Annotated in this window: 16 protein-coding genes; 10 read left to right on the top strand and 6 right to left on the bottom strand. The window is 62.7% G+C overall.

Translation table 11 applies throughout. The features are described from left to right. Positions 1–32: 32 nt before the first annotated feature. Positions 33–473 carry a universal stress protein gene (locus ACLEJW_RS14565; RefSeq protein ID WP_313299710.1) on the bottom strand — a complete coding sequence of 147 codons (441 nt, stop codon included), beginning with the start codon at positions 471–473 and terminating at the stop codon, positions 33–35. A gap of 110 nt (positions 474–583) precedes the next feature. On the opposite strand from ACLEJW_RS14565, the gene ACLEJW_RS14560 reads away from it, so the two are divergent. The 7 genes from ACLEJW_RS14560 (at position 584) to ACLEJW_RS14530 (ending at position 8,777) form a co-directional block, all read left to right on the top strand. Continuing rightward, on the top strand, positions 584–1,021 hold the full coding sequence (locus ACLEJW_RS14560) for a hypothetical protein (RefSeq protein WP_313299707.1): 438 nt from the start codon (positions 584–586) through the stop codon (positions 1,019–1,021). Between the two features lie 475 nt (positions 1,022–1,496). Further along, positions 1,497–3,644 carry a fatty acid oxidation complex subunit alpha FadB gene (gene fadB, locus ACLEJW_RS14555; RefSeq protein ID WP_313299704.1) on the top strand — a complete coding sequence of 716 codons (2,148 nt, stop codon included), beginning with the start codon at positions 1,497–1,499 and terminating at the stop codon, positions 3,642–3,644. Between the two features lie 31 nt (positions 3,645–3,675). Beyond that, a complete protein-coding gene (gene fadA, locus ACLEJW_RS14550; RefSeq protein ID WP_313299701.1) occupies positions 3,676–4,851 on the top strand; it encodes an acetyl-CoA C-acyltransferase FadA in 1,176 nt (391 codons plus the stop codon). A gap of 78 nt (positions 4,852–4,929) precedes the next feature. Then, positions 4,930–5,181 (top strand): DUF1653 domain-containing protein, encoded by a 252-nt coding sequence (locus ACLEJW_RS14545; protein WP_440777797.1) that lies wholly within the window; start codon positions 4,930–4,932, stop codon positions 5,179–5,181. 100 nt (positions 5,182–5,281) lie between these two features. Further along, the gene (gene topA, locus ACLEJW_RS14540) at positions 5,282–7,891 is read left to right on the top strand and encodes a type I DNA topoisomerase (RefSeq protein ID WP_440777796.1); all 2,610 of its coding nucleotides are present in this window, start codon (positions 5,282–5,284) and stop codon (positions 7,889–7,891) included. Positions 7,892–7,977: 86 nt separating this feature from the next. After that, positions 7,978–8,493, top strand: a complete 516-nt coding sequence (locus ACLEJW_RS14535) for a DUF6586 family protein (RefSeq protein ID WP_313459554.1) — start codon at positions 7,978–7,980, stop codon at positions 8,491–8,493. A gap of 50 nt (positions 8,494–8,543) precedes the next feature. Beyond that, positions 8,544–8,777 carry a hypothetical protein gene (locus ACLEJW_RS14530; protein WP_003248777.1) on the top strand — a complete coding sequence of 78 codons (234 nt, stop codon included), beginning with the start codon at positions 8,544–8,546 and terminating at the stop codon, positions 8,775–8,777. Positions 8,778–8,815: 38 nt separating this feature from the next. On the opposite strand, the gene sulA is transcribed toward ACLEJW_RS14530, so the two are convergent. Together sulA and lexA are read right to left on the bottom strand one after the other, a co-directional pair. Next, entirely contained in the window at positions 8,816–9,292 is a 477-nt protein-coding gene (gene sulA, locus ACLEJW_RS14525; protein ID WP_145181694.1) for an SOS-induced cell division inhibitor SulA, read from the bottom strand. Positions 9,293–9,306: 14 nt separating this feature from the next. After that, on the bottom strand, positions 9,307–9,915 hold the full coding sequence (lexA, locus tag ACLEJW_RS14520) for a transcriptional repressor LexA (RefSeq protein WP_313459547.1): 609 nt from the start codon (positions 9,913–9,915) through the stop codon (positions 9,307–9,309). Positions 9,916–10,139: 224 nt separating this feature from the next. Between lexA and ACLEJW_RS14515 the strand changes: the two genes are divergently transcribed. Together ACLEJW_RS14515 and nagZ are read left to right on the top strand one after the other, a co-directional pair. Further along, positions 10,140–10,847: a TetR/AcrR family transcriptional regulator gene (locus ACLEJW_RS14515; protein ID WP_145181700.1), complete on the top strand. Its 708-nt coding sequence runs from the start codon at positions 10,140–10,142 to the stop codon at positions 10,845–10,847. Between the two features lie 64 nt (positions 10,848–10,911). Beyond that, positions 10,912–11,910 (top strand): beta-N-acetylhexosaminidase, encoded by a 999-nt coding sequence (gene nagZ / locus ACLEJW_RS14510; protein WP_440777848.1) that lies wholly within the window; start codon positions 10,912–10,914, stop codon positions 11,908–11,910. Positions 11,911–11,957: 47 nt separating this feature from the next. Here nagZ and ACLEJW_RS14505 read toward each other — a convergent pair whose 3' ends face one another. From ACLEJW_RS14505 to mfd, 3 genes are read right to left on the bottom strand one after another with little or no spacing between them, the layout of a single operon-like run. Next, positions 11,958–15,287, bottom strand: a complete 3,330-nt coding sequence (locus ACLEJW_RS14505; RefSeq protein WP_440777795.1) for a DEAD/DEAH box helicase — start codon at positions 15,285–15,287, stop codon at positions 11,958–11,960. A gap of 4 nt (positions 15,288–15,291) precedes the next feature. Next, positions 15,292–15,864, bottom strand: a complete 573-nt coding sequence (locus ACLEJW_RS14500) for a peptidoglycan binding protein CsiV (RefSeq protein WP_440777794.1) — start codon at positions 15,862–15,864, stop codon at positions 15,292–15,294. A gap of 9 nt (positions 15,865–15,873) precedes the next feature. Further along, a complete protein-coding gene (gene mfd, locus ACLEJW_RS14495; RefSeq protein ID WP_440777793.1) occupies positions 15,874–19,323 on the bottom strand; it encodes a transcription-repair coupling factor in 3,450 nt (1,149 codons plus the stop codon). Between the two features lie 168 nt (positions 19,324–19,491). Here mfd and ACLEJW_RS14490 point away from each other — a divergent pair, with 168 nt between their 5' ends. Beyond that, complete coding sequence (locus ACLEJW_RS14490) at positions 19,492–20,955, top strand: glyceraldehyde-3-phosphate dehydrogenase (RefSeq protein ID WP_145181715.1); 1,464 nt, start codon at positions 19,492–19,494, stop codon at positions 20,953–20,955. Positions 20,956–21,033: the final 78 nt, after the last annotated feature.

The following is a 21,033-nucleotide window of genomic DNA, read 5'->3' as shown; positions in this document are numbered from 1 at the left end:
GCTGATCCGCGATCAGGCCGGCCCAGGCGGCCTCAGTCTTTCTTCAGCAGGCGCACTGCCAGCACATCGCACGGGGCGCCATGCAGCACGTCATTGGCGGTGGAGCCCAGCAGCAAGGCCAGGCCGTGGCGGCCATGGCTGCCCACCACGATCAGGTCGCAATTGTGCTCTTTTGCCAGCTGGTGGATCTCCTGGCGCGGCTGGCCATAGGTCAGGTGCGAGTCGCCACGCTGAATGTCGGGGTACTTGAGGAACAGCCGTTGCATGCGTTCCTTGGCCTGGTCGAACTGCTGTTGCTGCAACTGCGACAGATCCATCGGCACGTCGCCGCCGAACGCCATGGCCATCGGCTCGACGATATGCACCAGCGACACTTTGGCGCCCGTTGGCTCGGCGAGCTTCATGGCACGCTTGATCACCGGATCGCACTCTTCGGTGAGGTCGACGGCGACCAAAAGATGTTCATAGGACATGAGCTGTACTCCTGACGAGGGCGTTGGTAGAAGTATGGTCGCTTTCTGGCGGGCCATCGGTGAAACCTGAGTAACCCGCTCATTTGCAACGCTTTATGGGATCTACAGATATGACGGTATGGCTAGTGGTGTCAATCCTTGCGCTGATTCTCAGCCCGCTTTCCTGGCTGCGCCTGTCGCGCAAGCAGGGCCAGCAGATGGGCCTGCGCCTGCAAGCGCGGCGCATGGGCATGGCCATGCAGCTGGCGCCGCAGCAGTGGCCGCACTGGTTCGAGCAGGCGCCGCCGAGCCCTTGTCCGCAGTACCATCGCGCCCGGCGCCGCGGCCATGAAGATTGCTGGTGTTACTGGCAAGTCAGCCCTGGGGTGTGGTGGAACCAGTGGAAGGAAGCCTGTGCCGAACCGCGCCTGCTCGAGGTGTTCGCCCGCCTGCCGCGTACCGTCTACAAGGTCGAGGCCGACACACGCATGCTGGCGTTGTACTGGAGCGAGCGGGGCGATGAAACAGTTTTGCAGGATATTGCCTACGCCTTCGAAACCCTCGCTTGACCCCGCCTGTAACGACAAAGCGGCAACCCGGTAGCTACCAGGTTGCCGCTTTGTCGTTTCTGCACTGCAGAAAAGGCCAGGCAGGCCGGGAAAATTCTTGAAACTGCTCACAGTGTAGCGGGTTCGCCGTCTGCTGCAGCGATCGGCATGCAGCGCCAAGTCCATTTGAGTTGTCAATTGCCAGGATGAATGATCGGTAATCACTGGATCGGCAGAGAGGCGTCGGACCCTGGTAAATGGCCGCAACGACGGCGTTTTTGACCTCGGTGCAGCATTTGACAATGCCGGGCATTTCGGAGAATGTGTGCACACCCAAATCAAACGGGCGTATGAATTGAGCGTTTGTATGTCACATCGCTCAATCACGATCCCGACTAGCGCGCTGACGGGTGTGCCTGGGCGCGGGGCAGCGTGGTCTGCCTGAGCCCAGCGATCGGCGTGTACAGTTCAGCTTCCATATCGTGGAGATCAGTTGATGATTTACGAAGGTAAAGCCATCACGGTTAAGGCTCTTGAAAGCGGCATCGTCGAACTGAAGTTCGATCTCAAGGGTGAGTCCGTCAACAAGTTCAATCGCCTGACCCTGGACGAACTGCGCCAGGCCGTCGATGCCATCAAGGCCGACGCCTCGGTGAAGGGTGTGATCGTCAGCAGCGGCAAGGACGTGTTCATCGTCGGCGCCGACATCACCGAATTCGTCGACAACTTCAAGCTGCCCGAAGCCGAGCTGGTTGCCGGCAACCTGGAAGCCAACCGCATCTTCAACGCCTTCGAGGATCTCGAAGTGCCGACTGTCGCGGCCATCAACGGTATCGCCCTGGGTGGCGGCCTGGAAATGTGCCTGGCGGCCGACTACCGGATCATGTCCAGCAGCGCCAAGATCGGTCTGCCCGAAGTCAAGCTGGGCATCTACCCAGGCTTCGGCGGCACCGTGCGCCTGCCGCGCCTGATCGGCTCGGACAACGCCATTGAGTGGATTGCCGCCGGCAAGGAAAACCGCGCCGAAGACGCCCTCAAGGTTGGCGTGGTCGATGCGGTGGTAGCCCCTGAGCTGCTGCAGGCAGGCGCCCTGGACCTGATCAAGCGTGCCATCAGCGGCGAGCTGGACTACAAGGCCAAGCGTCAGCCGAAGCTTGAGAAACTCAAGCTCAACGCCATCGAACAGATGATGGCTTTCGAGACCGCCAAGGGCTTCGTTGCCGGCCAGGCTGGGCCGAACTACCCAGCGCCGGTCGAGGCTATCAAGACCATCCAGAAGGCGGCCAACTTCGGCCGCGACAAGGCCCTGGAAGTCGAGGCCGCAGGCTTCGCCAAGCTGGCCAAGACGTCAGTTGCCGCCAGCCTGATTGGCTTGTTCCTCAATGACCAGGAGCTCAAGCGCAAGGCCAAGGCGCACGACGAAATCGCCCACGACGTCAAGCAGGCCGCGGTGCTCGGCGCTGGCATCATGGGTGGCGGCATCGCTTACCAGTCGGCGGTCAAAGGCACCCCGATCCTGATGAAGGATATCCGCGAGGAAGCCATTCAGCTGGGCCTGAACGAGGCCTCCAAACTGCTCGGCAATCGCGTCGAAAAAGGCCGCCTGACCCCGGCGAAAATGGCCGAGGCGCTCAACGCCATTCGCCCAGTGCTGTCCTACGGCGACTTCGCCAACGTCGACATCGTCGTCGAAGCGGTAGTCGAGAACCCCAAGGTCAAGCAAGCGGTGCTGGCTGAAGTCGAAGGCCAGGTCAAAGACGACGCCATTCTGGCTTCCAACACCTCGACCATCTCGATCAACCTGCTGGCCAAGGCGCTCAAGCGTCCGGAAAACTTCGTCGGCATGCACTTCTTCAACCCAGTGCACATGATGCCGCTGGTCGAGGTGATCCGCGGCGAGAAGTCCAGTGACGTGGCCGTCGCCACCACCGTGGCCTACGCCAAGAAGATGGGCAAGAACCCGATCGTGGTCAACGACTGCCCTGGCTTCCTGGTCAACCGCGTGCTGTTCCCGTACTTCGGCGGTTTCGCCAAGCTGGTCAGCGCTGGTGTGGATTTCGTGCGCATCGACAAGGTCATGGAGAAATTCGGCTGGCCCATGGGGCCTGCGTACCTGATGGACGTGGTCGGTATCGACACTGGCCACCACGGTCGCGATGTCATGGCCGAGGGCTTCCCGGACCGCATGAAGGATGATCGGCGTTCGGCCGTCGATGCTCTGTACGAGGCCAAGCGCCTGGGTCAGAAGAACGGCAAGGGCTTCTATGCCTACGAGACGGACAAGCGCGGCAAGCCGAAAAAGGTGTTCGATGCCACCGTGATGGACGTGCTCAAGCCGGTCGTCTTCGAGCAGCGTGAGGTCAGCGATGAAGACATCGTCAATTGGATGATGATCCCGCTGTGCCTGGAAACGGTGCGCTGCCTGGAAGACGGTATCGTCGCCACTGCCGCCGAGGCAGACATGGGCCTGGTCTACGGCATCGGTTTCCCACCGTTCCGTGGCGGTGCGCTGCGCTACATCGATTCGATTGGCGTAGCCGAATTCGTTGCCCTGGCCGACCGCTACGCCGACCTGGGGCCGCTGTACCACCCGACCGCGAAGCTGCGTGAAATGGCCAAGAGCGGCCAGCGCTTCTTCAACTGAGTGGTCAACGAGCTAGAGCGAGAGATTTGATATGAGCCTGAATCCAAGAGACGTGGTGATTGTCGACTTCGGTCGCACCCCCATGGGCCGCTCCAAGGGTGGCATGCACCGCAACACCCGCGCCGAAGACATGTCGGCGCACCTGATCAGCAAGTTGCTCGAGCGCAACGACAAGGTCGACCCCAAGGAAGTCGAGGATGTGATCTGGGGCTGCGTCAACCAGACCCTGGAGCAGGGCTGGAACATCGCGCGCATGGCGTCGCTGATGACCCAGATCCCCCACACCTCGGCCGCGCAAACCGTCAGCCGTCTGTGTGGCTCGTCGATGAGCGCGCTGCACACCGCCGCTCAGGCGATCATGACCGGCAACGGCGATGTCTTCGTGGTCGGCGGTGTCGAGCACATGGGGCACGTGAGCATGATGCACGGCGTAGACCCCAACCCGCATCTGTCCCTGCACGCTGCCAAGGCCTCGGGAATGATGGGCTTGACCGCCGAGATGCTCGGCAAGATGCACGGCATCACCCGTGAGCAGCAAGATCAGTTCGGCCTGCGCTCGCACCAGCTGGCGCACAAGGCGACGGTCGAAGGCAAGTTCAAGGACGAGATCATCCCGATGCAAGGGTATGACGAGAACGGTTTCCTCAAGGTCTTCGACTACGATGAAACCATCCGTCCGGAAACCACCCTCGAAGGCCTGGCCTCGCTCAAGCCTGCCTTCAACCCCAAGGGCGGCACCGTGACTGCCGGTACGTCGTCGCAGATCACCGACGGTGCCTCGTGCATGATCGTCATGTCCGGGCAGCGCGCCATGGACCTGGGCATCCAGCCCTTGGCGGTGATCCGTTCGATGGCTGTGGCCGGTGTCGACCCTGCGATCATGGGCTACGGGCCGGTGCCATCGACCCAGAAAGCGCTCAAGCGCGCGGGGCTGAGCATGGCCGATATCGACTTCATCGAGCTCAATGAAGCCTTTGCCGCACAGGCCCTGCCGGTGCTCAAAGATCTGAAAGTGCTCGACAAGATGAATGAGAAGGTTAACCTGCACGGCGGCGCCATCGCTTTGGGCCACCCGTTCGGTTGCTCGGGTGCACGCATTTCCGGCACCCTGCTCAATGTCATGAAGCAAAATGGCGGCACCTTGGGCGTGGCGACCATGTGCGTTGGCTTGGGCCAAGGTATCACGACTGTCTTCGAACGCGTCTGATCGCGGGCGATGCCAGCAGCCGGGGCCTAGTGCCCCGGTTTTTGTTTTTCAGGTTTATGCGTTTCGAGGAAGCGACACATGCGGATACAGCCAGGGATCTATCGCCATTACAAAGGGCCTGAGTACCGTGTTTTCACCGTTGCACGGCACTCGGAAAACGAAGAGTGGATGGTTTTCTATCAATGCCTGTATGGTGATTACGGTTTCTGGGTGAGGCCGCTGTCGATGTTCCAGGAGAGCGTCGAGGTTGACGGCGAGCAGGTGCCACGCTTTGCTTTGGTCAGGGTCGAAGAAGGGCTGGCCGAGCTGTCCGGCGGGTCGCAAGCATGATCGACCACGCTTGACCTCACTCATTCGCCACTATATATAGCGGTGCCGCGTCCGGCACCTGACGCGTTTTTCATCTTCAGATTCAGGAATACTCCGATCCATGGGCAAATCGCTGGTCATTGTGGAATCCCCGGCCAAGGCCAAGACCATCAACAAGTACCTGGGCAACCAGTACGTGGTGAAGTCGAGTATCGGCCATATCCGAGACCTCCCCACCAGCGGTTCGGCCAGCGCAAGCAAAGAGCCAGCCGCCAAGCGTGGCAAGGCTGCGGGTGAGGCCCCGGCGCTGTCGCCGAAAGAGAAGGCGCGGCGCCAGCTGGTAGCGCGCATGGGCGTCGACCCCGAGCATGGCTGGAAGGCCAAGTACGAGATCCTTCCTGGCAAGGAAAAGGTCATCGACGAGCTGCGCCGCCTGGCCAAGGATGCCGACACCATCTATCTCGCAACCGACTTGGACCGCGAAGGGGAGGCCATTGCCTGGCACCTGCGCGAGGCCATCGGTGGTGATGACAGCCGCTACAAGCGCGTGGTGTTCAACGAAATCACCAAAAAAGCCATTCAGGAAGCGTTCTCGCAGCCTGGCGAGCTGGACATCGACCGTGTCAACGCGCAGCAGGCGCGGCGCTTCCTTGACCGCGTGGTTGGCTACATGGTTTCGCCGCTGCTGTGGGCCAAGATCGCCCGTGGTCTGTCGGCGGGCCGCGTGCAGTCGGTAGCGGTCAAGCTGGTAGTCGAGCGCGAGCGCGAGATCCGCGCCTTCGTGCCGCAAGAATACTGGGAAGTGCACGCCGACCTGGGCACCGCCAAAAACGCCAAGGTGCGTTTCGAAGTGGCGCGGCAGAAGGGCGAAGCCTTCAAGCCGCTCAACCAAGCGCAGGCCATGGCCGCCCTGGAACAGCTCAAGGCGTCCAGCTACAGCGTGGTCAAGCGCGAAGACCGCCCGACCAGCAGCAAGCCGTCGGCGCCCTTCATCACCTCGACCCTGCAACAGGCTGCAAGCAATCGCCTGGGCTTCGGGGTGAAGAAGACCATGATGATGGCTCAGCGCTTGTATGAGGCAGGCTACATCACTTACATGCGTACCGACTCGACCAACCTGTCGACCGACGCCCTCGACATGGCACGCAGCTATATCGAGCGCGAATTCGGCAAGCAGTACCTGCCCGAAGCGCCGATGCTCTACGGCAGCAAGGAGGGCGCTCAGGAAGCGCACGAAGCGATCCGCCCCTCGGATGTCAACACCCACCCGACCAAGCTCAGCGGCATGGAGCGGGACGCCGAACGCCTGTACGAATTGATCTGGCGCCAGTTCCTGGCGTGCCAGATGCCGCCTGCGCAGTACCTGTCGACCAGCGTTACCGTGGCAGCGGGCGACTTCGAGCTGCGTGCCAAGGGGCGTATCCTCAAGTTCGACGGTTACACCCGCGTATTGCCGCAGCAGAGCAAGCCCGGCGAAGACAACGTCCTGCCAGAAATGGCGCAGGGTGAGGTGCTCAAGCTGATCGAGCTGGACCCCAGCCAGCACTTCACCAAGCCACCGGCACGCTTCACCGAAGCCAGTCTGGTCAAGGAGATGGAAAAGCGTGGCATCGGCCGCCCATCGACGTACGCGGCGATCATCTCGACGATTCAGGACCGTGGATATGTGACGCTGCACAACCGTCGCTTCTACTCCGAGAAGATGGGCGATATCGTCACCGAGCGCCTCTCCGAGAGTTTCTCGAACCTGATGGACTACGGCTTCACCGCCGGCATGGAAGAAAACCTCGACGACGTGGCCCACGGCGAGCGTGACTGGAAAAACGTCCTCGACGAATTCTATGGCGACTTCAGCAAGAAGCTGTCGAACGCCGAATCTGCCGAAGGCGGGATGCGCGCCAACCAGCCGACCATGACCAACATTGCCTGCAAGGAATGTGGTCGGCCGATGATGATTCGTACCGCCTCCACCGGTGTCTTCCTGGGTTGCTCCGGGTACAGCCTGCCGCCCAAAGAACGCTGCAAGGCGACAGTCAACCTGGTGCCCGGCGATGAAATCGCGGCCGACGATGAGGGCGAGTCCGAATCGCGCGTCCTGTTGGGCAAGCACCGCTGCCCGATCTGCGCCACGGCGATGGACGCCTACCTGCTCGATGAGAAGCACAAGCTGCACATCTGCGGCAATAACCCGGATTGCCCGGGCTATGAGATCGAAGAGGGCAGCTACCGCATCAAGGGCTACGAAGGGCCGAGCCTTGAGTGTGACAAGTGCGGCAGCGAGATGCAGCTCAAGACCGGGCGTTTCGGCAAATTCTTCGGTTGCACCAACCCTGCGTGCAAGAACACGCGCAAGCTGCTAAAAAGCGGCGAGGCAGCGCCGCCGAAGATGGACAAGGTCGACATGCCCGAGCTCAAGTGCGAGAAGGTCGACGACACCTATGTGTTGCGTGATGGCGCCTCGGGGCTGTTCCTAGCCGCCAGCCAGTTCCCCAAGAATCGCGAAACCCGTGCGCCGCTGGTGATGGAGATCGTGCCGCACAAGCATGAAATCGACCCCAAATATCACTTCCTGTGTGAAGCACCGCAGAAAGATCCGGATGGCCGCCCAACCGTGATCCGCTATAGCCGCAAGACCAAGGAGCAGTACGTGCAGTCCGAAGTCGATGGCAAGCCGACCGGCTGGAAGGCGTTCTACGACGGTGGGGCGTGGAAGGTCGAAGACAAGCGCTAACGCGTGGGTAATGAAAATGGGCCGCTTTGCGGCCCTGTTCATTTATGATGCAGGCATTGCCTCAGCGCCCAGTGGAGTCTTGTGACATGGCCCAGGAACTGTATACCCGCACCAACCAGAAATTCTTCTTCGCCGGACTCGCGCTCGAATCGATGGCCAAGGCCGAAGCCAGCCAGGCGATGAATGCACAAGGGCTGGTCCAGGCCGAGCGTGAGGCGGCGTTGTTTCATCTGTATGGCGCGCTGCTGGGCATGTGTCATGAAATCGGCGGGTTCTATCGCCTGCCGGTTGTGGCTACTGTCGAGCACGCGTTGGCTGACGAGGCCCTCAACGGCATTGCCATTCCTGAGGTAGCCGAGCTCTTGGAGCTCGCCCGTCAGCGGGAAACCTGGTTGGCGAAAATGCTCAGCGCTTATGCCGATTTGTTCCGACCACCGGTCGCCAGGAAAGCCCCCAAAACGGATGTCACCCAGCCGCTGATCCAGGCGGTCAATCTCGACCAACCCGAGCAGCCTGCGCTGTCGCGCGAAGAATTGGAGAGCTGGCGAAATCATCTGAAAGGCTTGGTGAGACGTTTCCGCGACGCGTTGAGTGAGTGCTGACAGCGGCTTGCGCTGGTACACTAACGGCCTTTCGTGGAGAACTGCCTTATATGTCTACGTCGTTTCTGGAAATTGTCGAGTTGCCTGATGGCCGTATCGAGCTGCGTCGCGCCGAGGATGAAGGCTCCCTGGTAACCCTGGATTTCTCGGAAGACGCCAAGGTGTTCCTGCAGGGGCAACATGTCGAAGTGGCCAAGGCCATGCTCAGTGTGGGCGTGCAGATGGCGGGTCGTCTGATGGATGGCGAGCTGGAGCGAGACGAAGGGCCGCGCGTGTTGCATTGATGCAGCGACCGCAGGGCTTCATGGGCAAAGCCTGAATATCAGCCGAGGCGGATGTTCAGGCTTTGTGCGTTTCCAGTGCTGGCAGCGCGTTGCAATTGCAGGCGTGCATTGGCATTGATGCCGCCCAGCCAGCTGACCACCGTGTGGCTGCGGCCCAGGCGCAAGGCTTCACAAGCCAGTTGCAAGGCGCTCTGATTGCCGCGAGGCTGCAGCAGCAGGATGCGCTCGCGGTTCAAGCCGGCATCGCGCAACCAGGCTTGGGTGACGCTCGCAGGCGGGGCTATGAGGGTCAGCCAGCGCGCTTGGGCGTCTTCGCTGAGCTCGCGCAGCACGGGTGCCAGCAGGCTGTGGCAATGTTCGGGGGCGCCGCGCAGGGACAGTTCGCTGAACAACGCCGGGTCGCTGCTTTTGCCTGTTTGCTCGACGGCTTTCAAGCCCGGCAGCACCGGCTGGGCCAGAAACGCCTCGAAGAGCGGAAGCTGGACCTGATGTTGTACATGGGTGAATGGCTGCATGGCGCCTCCTGTTTTCAGCGGCGTATAACGCCGACACTCAAGCCCTCGATGGTCAGTTCCTGTTCTTGCAGGTCGACTTCGATAGGGGCGAACTCTGGGTTTTCAGCGATCAGCCACACCTTGCTGCCTTCACGCTTGAAGCGCTTGACGGTCACTTCGTCGCCGATACGGGCCACGACGATTTGGCCATTGCGCGCTTCGCGGCAGGTATGTACGGCCAGCAGGTCACCGTCGAAGATGCCGACGTCCTTCATGCTCATGCCGTGAACGCGCAGCAGGTAGTCGGCGCGAGGATGGAAGAAGCTCGGATTGATGTTGCACGATTGCTCGATGTGCTGCTCGGCCAGGATCGGCGCACCGGCAGCGACACGGCCAATGATTGGCAGGCCGTTTTCCTCGGCCTTGGCGTCCAGACCCGGGATGCGGATGCCGCGGGAGGCGCCTGGGGTCATTTCGATCGCGCCTTTGCGCGCCAGCGCCTTGAGGTGCTCCTCGGCCGCATTGGGAGACTTGAAGCCCAGCTTCTGTGCGATTTCCGCTCGCGTTGGCGGGAAGCCGTTGTCCTCGAGGCAGCGTTTGATGAAGGCCAGGATTTCGGCTTGGCGTGGCGTCAGTTTCAACATGGCAGGGGCTCTGTCTTTTTATACAGTGACTGGGATTATATACAGTACTGCGGGCGAGGCAAGCCTAACGCACGACGGTAAAGCGCGGGCCGAGCGTCATTTGCACCTTGCAGCCCGCGGCCAGGCGCCTTTTAATGGCGACCGGCCGGTCACAGAGCCTTGACAGGCACTGGCATGAAACGTATGTTTCAAACACCTGTTTGTCTCTGTCTGGCGGAGTAGTGATGGCCCAATCGGAAACCGTTGAACGCATACTCGATGCTGCCGAGCAGCTGTTCGCGGAAAGAGGCTTTGCCGAGACTTCATTGCGCCTGATCACCAGCAAGGCAGGCGTCAATCTTGCTGCGGTCAACTACCACTTCGGTTCCAAGAAGGCGCTTATCCAAGCGGTCTTCTCTCGCTTCCTCGGGCCCTTCTGTGCCAGCCTGGAGCGCGAACTCGAGCGGCGCCAGGCCAGGCCCGAAGCCAAGCCCAGCCTTGAAGAGCTGCTGGAGATGCTGGTGGAACAGGCGCTGGTGGTGCAGCCGCGCAGCAACAATGACCTGTCGATCTTCATGCGCCTGCTGGGCCTGGCGTTCAGCCAGAGCCAGGGCCACCTGCGGCGCTATCTCGAAGACATGTATGGCAAGGTGTTCCGCCGCTACATGTTGCTGGTCAACGAGGCCGCGCCGCGCATCCCGCCGCTGGAGCTGTTCTGGCGGGTGCACTTCATGCTCGGCGCCGCGGCGTTCAGCATGTCCGGGATCAAGGCGTTGCGCGCCATTGCCGAAACCGATTTTGGTATCAACACCTCGATCGAACAGGTCATGCGCCTGATGGTGCCATTCCTGGCTGCGGGCATGCGCGCCGACACTGGCGTGACCGACCCCGCCATGGCCAGCGCGCAGTTACGCCCGCGCAGCAAGGCCAGCAGCGTGCCTGCCAAGGCCTGAGGCCGATGCAATGACCCCTGGCATTACCGAATCTGTCATTTAAGGATTGTCTATGACCGCCAGCCTGCAAGGCTCTCTGATGGTGGATATCGCCGGTACATGGCTCACCAGCGAAGATCGCCAGCTGTTGCGCCAGCCGCAAGTGGCCGGCTTGATCATCTTCGCTCGCAACATTGAAAGCCCGCGCCAGGTGCGTGAGCTGTGCGCGTCGATTCGCGCCGTTCGCCCAGATCTGATCCTGGCCGTCGACCAGGAAGGCGGGCGTGTGCAGCGCCTGCGCCAAGGTTTCGTACGCCTGCCGGCGATGCGCGCTATCGCCGACAACGCCAATGCCGAGTACCTGGCCGAGCAGTGTGGCTGGTTGATGGCAACCGAAGTGCTGGCAGTAGGGCTTGACCTGAGCTTCGCACCGGTACTCGACCTCGATCACCAGCGCAGCGCCGTGGTCGGCAGCCGCGCCTTCGAGGGTAATCCCGAGCGCGCCACGCAGCTGGCTGGCGCGTTCATTCGCGGCATGAACGCGGCGGGCATGGCGGCCTGCGGCAAGCACTTCCCCGGCCACGGTTGGGCTGAAGCGGACTCGCACGTGGCGATTCCAACCGACGAACGCAGCCTCGAGCAATTGCGCCAGGCGGATCTGCTGCCTTTCAGTCGCTTGAGTGGGCAGTTGGCAGCGGTGATGCCCGCGCACGTGATCTATCCGCAGGTGGACAATCAGCCGGCTGGTTTCTCCCGGCGCTGGTTGCAGGACATTCTCCGGGGTGAGCTGGGCTTTGACGGCGTGATCTTCAGCGATGACCTGTCCATGGCCGGTGCACATGTGGTGGGTGATGCGGCCAGTCGCATCGAGGCGGCGCTGAGCGCCGGCTGCGACATGGGCCTGGTGTGCAACGACCGGGCAGCAGCGGAGCTTGCGCTGAGCGCAGCACAGCGCTTGAAGGTTGCCCCTTCGCCGCGCATTGCGCAGATGCGCGGGCGTGGCTTCGCCAGGACGGATTACCGCCAGCAGCCACGTTGGCTGGAGGCCCTCGGGGCCTTGCAGCAAGCGCAGCTGGTCGATTGAGCCGCTCGGCGCCTCGCAGCTTGCGCGCAAGGCCTGGCTAAACTGGCTTAGCGGCCCCGTTTGCCAGGCAGAGGCGCGAACAGCGCCTCGATCTCTTCATCCGCCAATCGCCACTGGCCGGCCTGCCCACCATCGAGCAGACTCGCCGCCAGCGCTGCCTTCTCCTGTTGCAGGGCCTGGATCTTCTCTTCAACCGTGCCACGCGTGATCAACTTGAACACGAACACCGGCTTGTCCTGGCCAATGCGGTAGGCGCGGTCGGTGGCCTGGTTTTCGCTGGCCGGATTCCACCACGGGTCGAAGTGGATCACGGTGTCGGCGGCGGTGAGGTTCAGGCCTACGCCACCTGCCTTGAGGCTGATCAAGAAGACTTCGCTTTGACCTTGCTGGAACTGCTGCACCGGCGTGCGGCGGTCGCGGGTATCGCCTGTCAACAGGCTGTAGCCGATCGCGCGCTTTTTCAGTTCGTCTTCGATCAGCGCCAGCATCGAGGTGAACTGCGAGAACAGCAGCACTCGGCGCCCTTCACTGAGCAACTCCTCGAGCATTTCCAGCAGCGCGCCGAGTTTGCCCTTGTCAGCCTGGTTGCCCTTGGCCTCGACGCCCTTGACCAGACGCAGGTCGCAGCACACCTGGCGCAGCTTGAGCAGGGCGTCGAGAATCACGATCTGACTGCGTGAGGCGCCATTGCGGGCGATCTCGTCGCGCACTTTCTTGTCCATCGCCACCCGCACTGTTTCATAGGTATCGCGCTGCGCGTCGCTCAGGTCCACCCAGTGCACCATCTCGGTCTTGGCCGGCAACTCGGTGGCCACCTGTTCCTTGGTGCGGCGCAGCAAGAACGGCCGCACCCGACTGACCAGGTGGGCCAGGCGCTCGGCATCGCCATGGCGTTCGATCGGCGAGCGATACTCCTGATTGAAGCGTTTCACATCGCCCAGCCAGCCGGGCATCAGGAAATTGAAGATCGACCACAGCTCGCCGAGGTTGTTTTCCATGGGCGTGCCGGTCAGGCACAGCCGCTGGTTGGCCTGCAGCTCGCCAGCGGCCTGGGCTGCTTTGCTGGTGCTGCTCTTGATGTTCTGCGCTTCGTCCAATATCAGCACATGCCACGGGTGTTCGCGCAGGTGCGCCAGGTCGCGGGGCAGCAGTGCATAGGTGCTGAGTATCAGGTCGTACTCGTGCAGGGTGGTGAAATGCTTGTTGCGCCCCGGACCGTGCAGGGCCAGCACGCGCAGGTCCGGGGCAAACCGCTGGGCTTCGTCAAGCCAATTGGGCACAAGGCTCGTGGGCATGACCGCCAGCGCCGGCTGGGTCAGGCGCCCGGCTTGCTTTTCCAGCAGCAGGTGGGCGAGGGCCTGCAGGGTCTTGCCCAGGCCCATGTCGTCGCCAAGGATGCCGCCAGTGCCCATCTCGCGCAGGGCTTGCAGCCAGTTCAAGCCTTGTTGCTGGTAAGGGCGCAGCGTGGCTTGCAAGGCGCTGGGGGCATCGACGTGCACGTCGCGGGCATCGCGCAGGCGCCGGCCCAGGTCGCGCACCTGGGCGCCACCTTCCCACTGCAGTGGCAGATGGTCGATCGCGTTCAAGCGCGCCGCGTCGGTACGGTCCATGCGCACTGCAGGGCCCACCGGGTCATCGTGCAGGTACAGCTCGCCCAAGGTGCCCATCAACGCCTTGATGCGGCCATAGGGCAGGGCCACGCGCAAGGCCGGGCTGTCCTGGCGGCCTCGGTTGAGGTCGATCAGCAGGTGTTCGTCGTCGCTGCGCCGCGCCAGCTCACTGGGGCGCAGCAGCTCGGGGCTGCTGCGCAGCAGTTGCAGCACGATGGGTAACAGGCTGTGGCGCTGGCCCTCGACCACGATGCCCAACTCGAGGTCGTACCACTCATGGCCGGGTGCCTCGTCGATGTTGGCGTACCAGTCGTCCACCTCTTGCAGGCTGAAGGCAAAATCGCGGTGGATGTCGATCTCCCAGCCGGCCTCGCGCAGGCGTGGCAGGCCCTCGCGTGCAAAGCGCAGCCAGGCTTCGTCGTCGGGCAGCTCGAACATCTCGCCGGCGTTCTCAGGCAGCGCTTTGCTCTGCCGCGTGGCCGCCTTGAAGCCCAGCTCACGCAATTGCTTGCGCAACGCTTGCTCGGCGGGCGCCTGGCGGCGGATGCGTTGGCTGGTGGAGCCGACCAGGCGGGTGAGGGGCTTGTCGTCAGTGCCGCTGGTGCGCAGACCGTCGTAGTCGAATGCCAGTGCGGCGCGGTGTTGCATTTGCCGCTGCATGCGCCCGGTCTTGGGCATGTACGCGGTGAATTCGAGGCTGCCGAGCGACAAGTGGGCGGTGGGCTGCAGCGTGTCGATGAATTGTTCCTGAACCGGGGTAGGGGTCGGCACCTTGTGTGTGAGCGCGCTCAACTTGTGGCTCAACGGCACCACCAGACGCTCAGGCACCTCAGGGGCCAAACTCAGTTGAACGGCCACGTGCGGGTCCAGGTCATGCTCGACCTTGCCGACCTGCTGGCTGGCGACGTCGAAATAATACAGCGGGATCAGCGGGATGACGCAGGCCAGGGGCTGTTCGCCGTGATACCACACGCCCTCATAGTTGCCGTTTGCCAGGCGCACCCAACGAAACTCGCCCTGGCGCGTTTCGCCTTCGCTGATGAGTGGAAAATCCACGTCGAAGAACATGCGCCCAGTCTCCAGCACGCGCTGGAACAGCTCGCCGCCTTCATGCCCCTTGAGGTAGTAGCCGCGGTCCTGGCTACCGCCTTGGTTCAATGCCGAAAGCAGGCGCAGGATACGGACGTCTTCTTCGGTGACGAAGCGCGGCGGTTCATAGAGAAAGTCATAGAGCGAGGTGACGCGACTGAAGCGAATGCCTTCCTCGCTGCGGGCGCCCTTGCGCACCATCAGGCTGCAACCGGCACCGGCACCGGCACCGGCACCCAGCTGCAGCTGGTAGCAGACCATGCGCCCACGCTTGTCGCTGCTTGCCTGGGGTTTGCGTGGCGCCTGCTCGAGGTTGGTCAGCCAACTCAACAGTTCGGGTGACAGGCTGTTCGGGTTGATCTGGGGGCCCTGGCCACTGTTGTGCGGATCGCTGAGGCTGAACAATACCGCGGCGCAGTGCTTGCAATTGTGCTGCACGGGGCAGCTGCAATCGCCGTCGACATAGCAGCGGCCACCGGCGACGCTCACCTGCAGCGATTGCGCGTAGAGGTTGCCGCCGCTGCCCGCGCAGGTGGCGCTGATCTGCGAATCGCTGATGCTGTCGAGTTTGACCCGGCCCTCCTCGGCGTAGCGCTCGCCGCGTTGCAGTACCGCTTTGCTGAACGACTGTGTCCAGTTCGGATAGTCGTTCAGTATCTCGAAAGCGTCTTGCGTCATCGCTTCACTGCTCCATCAGCTCCGGGTCCAGCGCTGGCATCTTGGGCATGCCAGGCGGCGTGACCTTGACCAGCAAACCCAGATGGCCGCCGTCGAGGAAGGTGAGCTGGGCGCCTTTCATGGTGCTGTTGCTTTGCTTGAACTGCTCGCTTTGCAGGACGCTGCCGTTGCCATCGAGCTGATTGACCCAGAAATTGGCAGCCACGGTGATGAAGCGGCCTTGGGTAATGCTCAGGTTGCCTTCGATCGGGAAATGCCCGAACTGCTCTTCACCGGCGCCCAGGGCAATGCGGCTTGGCTCACTGCCGACCTGCTGCTGCCAGGCTTTGTGCAGCAACACGGTGTAGTCGGCGGTGGCCCCCAGACGGGTCGCTTCGTCCTGCAGCGCCAGCGGACGCTCTGCAGCCTGGTCCAAGCGCGGAGCGCCTGCGCGCCAGTCTTCCGGCGCGAACGGGCTGGTGAAGGCAGGCACGTTGTTCTGCCGCACCAGCAGCATTTCTACCTGATAGAGGCCTTCGGCGAAGGCTGCTGGCGCGAACAGCGCAGTCAGCAGGGTCAGGCAACGAATGGCACGCATGAATCTTCCTTACGCAGGCTTTGGGGTCAGGCGCTCGAACAGCGCCTCCAGGGTGTTGAAGCGTTCTTCCGGGCGTTCCATCGGCACCATGAAGCGGAATTGGGTCGCGCCTTCGAACTTGTAGCGCTTTGGCTGGCCCTGGATCAGCTTGATCAGGGTCAGCGGGTCGACCGGGGTCTCGGCCTCGAACTCGAGCTTGCCACCATTGGGCCCGGCGTCGACTTTCTTGATGCCGAGTTTCTCTGCCTGCAACTTGAGCAAGGTCAGGCGCATCAGGTTCTTGGTCGGCTCGGGCAGCAGGCCGAAGCGGTCGATCATCTCGACCTGCAAGTCCTTGAGGCCGTCTTCGTCGGCCGCCGAGGCGATGCGCTTGTACAGAATCAGCCGCGCATGCACATCCGGCAGGTAGTCCTCGGGTATCAGCGCCGGCAAGCGCAGGTTGATTTCAGGGCCACCGCCCAGGGGCTGTTCGAGGTTGGGTTGGGCGCCCTTGCGAATGGCCTTGACCGCCCGTTCGAGCATTTCCATGTACAAGGTGAAGCCGACCGCTTGGATCTGTCCGCTCTGACCTTCGCCGAGCAGTTCGCCGGCGCCGCGGATTTCCAGGTCGTTGGTAGCCAGCACGAAACCTGCGCCGAGGTCTTGGGTATTGGCGATCGCTTCCAGGCGTTTTTCGGCGTCGGCGCTGATTTTCTGCCGCTGCGGCGTCAGCAGGTAGGCATAGGCCTGGTGATGGCTGCGACCAACCCGACCGCGCAGCTGGTGCAGTTGCGCCAGGCCGAACTTGTCGGCACGCTCGATGACGATGGTGTTGGCGCTGGGCACGTCGATGCCGGTCTCGATGATGGTCGAGGCGATCAGCACGTTGAAGCGCTTGTGGTAGAAGTCGCTCATCACCTGTTCGAGTTCGCGCTCGCGCATCTGCCCATGGCCGATGCCGATGCGCGCTTCGGGAACCAGCTCGGTGAGTTCGGCTGCGCACTTCTCGATGGTTTTCACATCGTTGTGCAAGTAATACACCTGGCCGCCGCGCAGCAGTTCACGCAGCAAGGCCTCCTTGACCGTGCTCTTGTTCTGCTCCATGACGAAGGTGCGCACCGACAGGCGCCGGGCCGGCGGGGTGGCGATGATCGACAGGTCGCGCATCCCGGCCACCGCCATGTTGAGCGTGCGGGGGATGGGCGTGGCGGTCAGGGTGAGGATATCCACCTCGCTGCGCAGCGCCTTTAGCTGTTCTTTCTGGCGCACGCCGAAACGGTGTTCTTCGTCAATGATCGCCAGGCCTAGGTCCTTGAAACGCACATCGTCCTGCAGCAGCTTGTGGGTGCCGATGAGGATGTCGATCTTGCCCTCGGCCAGGTCCGCTGCGGCCGCAGCGACTTCCTTGGCCGATTTGAAGCGGCTCATCACCTCGACCTTGACCGGCCATTCGGCGAAGCGGTCACGGAAACTGTTGTAGTGCTGCTGGGCGAGCAGGGTGGTCGGCACCAGCACCGCCACCTGGCGGCCACTGTGCACGGCGATGAACGCGGCGCGCATGGCGACTTCGGTCTTGCCGAAGCCGACGTCGCCGCACACCAGGCGGTCCATGGGCTTGGCCGCCAGCATGTCGGCCCGCACCGCCTCGATTGCCGCTTGCTGGTCGGGGGTTTCTTCGAACGGGAAACCTGCGCTGAAGGTGGCGTAATCGGCGGCCGGGTCGGCAAATGCATAGCCCTTGCGCGCAGCGCGCCGGGCATAGATGTCGAGCAGTTCGGCCGCTACGTCGCGCACCTGTTCAGCGGCCTTGCGCTTGGCTTTCTGCCAGGCTTCGGAGCCCAGGCGGTGCAGCGGTGCCAGGGCATCGTCGCTGCCGGTGTAGCGGGCGATCAGGTGCAGGTTGGCCACCGGCACATACAGCTTGGCGCCCTCGGCGTACTCCAGGGTCAGAAATTCCGCAGCCTGACCGTCGATTTCCAGCGTGGCCAGGCCCAGGTAGCGGCCGACGCCGTGGTCGATGTGCACCACCGGCGCGCCTTCGCGCAGCTCGGTGAGGTTCTTGATTACCGCGTCATTAGCCGCCTCGCCACGCTTTTCGCGGCGCCGGCGCTGCATCACGCGCTGGCCGAACAGTGGGCTCTCGGCAACCAGGGCGATGGCCGGATCATCCAGCAATAGGCCCTCGTCGAGCGGGGCGATGGTGATCGCCAGGCGCTGGCTGCCGGTGATGAAGTCAACCCAGCTGTCGACCGCCTGTGGGCGCAGCTTGAGGCGCTCGAGCAACTCCAGCAGCACTTCGCGCCGGCCCGCCGATTCGGCAGTGAACAGCACGCGGCCGCTGAACTGGTCGAGGAATCCGGCCAGGGCCGCCAACGGTTGGTTGGCCTTGGCCTCAATGGCCAGATCAGGCAGGGCGCGGGCCGGGAAACGCTCACGGCCGGCGCCTGCGTCGACATCGTCGGCGCTGACCACCACCCGCGGCCAGCGCTTGAGCTGGGCGAAACAGTCTTCGACCGGCAGGAACAGCTCGGCCGGGGGCAGTAACGGCCGCGTCAGGTCGCCGCGGCGTTCTTCATAGCGCCCGCGCACGTCATTCCAGAAGTGCTCGGCCGCCTGCTCAACGCCCGGCAGGGAAAAGACCTGGGTGTCGCTGGGCAAATAGTCGAACAGCGTGGACGTTTCTTCGAAGAACAGCGGCAGGTAGTACTCGATGCCGGCCGGGATGATGCCGCTGGCCAAATCCTGGAAGATTGCGCTGCGGCGAAAATCCACATCGAAGCGCTCGCGAAAGCGCGCCTTGAAGCGCGTGACCTGCTCCTTCTGCATGGGGAATTCCCGGGCCGGCAGCAGGCGGATCGAGTCGACCTTGTCGATGGAGCGCTGGGTCTCCGGGTCGAAGGTGCGCAGGGTTTCGATCTCGTCATCGAACAGGTCGATGCGGTAGGGCAGTTTGCTGCCCATCGGGAACAGGTCGAGCAACGCCCCGCGCACGGCGAACTCACCGTGTTCGTAGACGGTATCTACGCAGCGGTAGCCGCTGGCTTCCAGGCGCGTGCGCATCTGTTCGACGTCGATGGTCTGGCCCACGTCCAGCACCAGGCTGCTGCCGAGCAGGAAGCGCGTCGGAGCCAGGCGGTGCAGGGCGGTGGTGATCGGCACCACGAGGATACCGTGGCTCAGCTCCGGCAGCTGGTAAAGGCTGGCGATACGCTGGGAGATGATGTCCTGGTGCGGCGAGAACAGGTCGTAGGGCAGGGTTTCCCAGTCGGGAAACGGCAGCACCGGCAACTCGGGCGCGAAAAAGCGCAGCTCTTGTTCCAGGCGATCGGCCGCCCGGCTGTCGGCGGTCAGCAGCAGGGTAAAGCGCCCGGCGCTGCTGGCGGCCTCGGCGATGGCGAGGCTGAGGGCGGCACCGGGCAGGTTGCCCCAGGTTTGTTTGCCGGCCGTAGCCGACATTTGCGGTAGGCGCAGAACTGACACGGGAGATTGCACTCCAAGCGTTGCGGCAAAGAGGTCGATTGTACCGGTGACGGTGCCTGCTGTCAGGCTCGACAGGCCTTCGACAGCGGGCTTTGTCATCGACGACAGGCGCTCATTGCCGGTTAAGCGTTGGGGCGTCATAATGTAGCCCCTTTTTTCTGTCCCTACATGTGGAAGGTTCCCGTGACTCAGAAGCCCGACCAGTGTCTTGGTGAGTGGATCGATCGTGAAGCGTTGGCTGAAGCGATGATCCCGCTTATCGGTCAGCTCTACCGCAACAACAACGTGGTGAGCTCGATTTATGGCCGCAGCCTGATCAACCGTTCGGTTATCTCGATCCTCAAGGCCCACCGCTTTGCGCGTCACCGTCAGACCGACGAGACCGAGCTGTCCGTGCACGAGACATTCCCGCTGCTCAAAGCCATGAGCGAGCTGAAACTGGGCGCAGCATCGGTCGACCTGGGCAAGCTGGCCAACAAGTTCAAGCAAGAAGGCAACGGCCGCAGCGCCGAGCAGTTCGTGCGTGAAGAGCTGGCCGACGTGGTGGGCCAGCAGAACGCTGCCGCACGCAAAGGCACCGACGTGGTGCTGTACGGTTTCGGCCGTATTGGCCGCCTGCTGGCGCGCATCCTGATCGAGAAAACCGGTGGCGGTGACGGCCTGCGCCTGCGCGCCATCGTCGTGCGCAAGGGCGCCGAGAACGACCTGGTCAAGCGTGCCAGCCTGTTGCGCCGCGACTCGGTGCATGGCCCGTTCGATGGCACCATCACCATCGATGAAGCCAACAACACCCTGACCGCCAACGGCAACCTGATCCAGATCATCTATGCCAAGAGCCCGAGCGAAGTCGACTACACCCAGTACGGCATCGACAACGCGCTGATCGTCGACAACACCGGTGTATGGCGTGATGCCGACGGCCTGGGCCAGCACCTGGCCTGCCCGGGCGCTGCCCGCGTGATCCTCACCGCACCGGGCAAAGGCGCGCTGAAGAACATCGTGCACGGCATCAACCACGGCGATATCACCGCCGATGACAAGATCATCTCGGCCGCCTCGTGCACCACCAACGCCATCGTGCCGGTGCTCAAGGCCATCAACGACCAGTACGGCATCGTCAATGGTCACGTCGAGACCGTTCACTCGTTCACCAACGACCAGAACCTGATCGACAACTTCCACAAGGGCAGCCGTCGCGGCCGCGCCGCGCCGTTGAACATGGTCATCACCGAAACCGGCGCAGCCACCGCAGCCGCCAAGGCGCTGCCGGTGCTCAAGGGCAAGCTGACCGGCAACGCCATTCGCGTGCCGACGCCGAACGTTTCGATGGCCATTCTCAATCTGAACCTCGAGAAGCCGACCAGCCGCGACGAGATCAACGAGTACCTGCGCCAGACCGCCATGCACTCGGAACTGCACAAGCAGATCGACTACGTCAGCTCCCAGGAAGTGGTATCGACCGACTTCGTCGGCTCGCGCCATGCCGGTGTGGTGGATGCCGAGGCGACCATCGCCAACGACAACCGCGTCGTGCTGTACGTCTGGTACGACAACGAGTTCGGTTACAGCTGCCAGGTGGTGCGTGTGATGGAAGACATGGCCGGTGTGAACCCGCCAGCGTTTCCACGCTGATCCGCTTGTAAACGCTTGAAACAACGGGAACCTTCGGGTTCCCGTTTTTTTTGCCCGCCTGTTCGAACCGAGAAATCC

Source organism: Pseudomonas sp. SMSB3 (assembly GCF_052041965.1).
In the GTDB taxonomy this organism is placed as follows: Bacteria; Pseudomonadota; Gammaproteobacteria; order Pseudomonadales; family Pseudomonadaceae; genus Aquipseudomonas.
The sequence above is the reverse complement of the archived record's forward strand: the minus strand, read 5'-3'. Positions and strand labels throughout refer to the sequence as shown.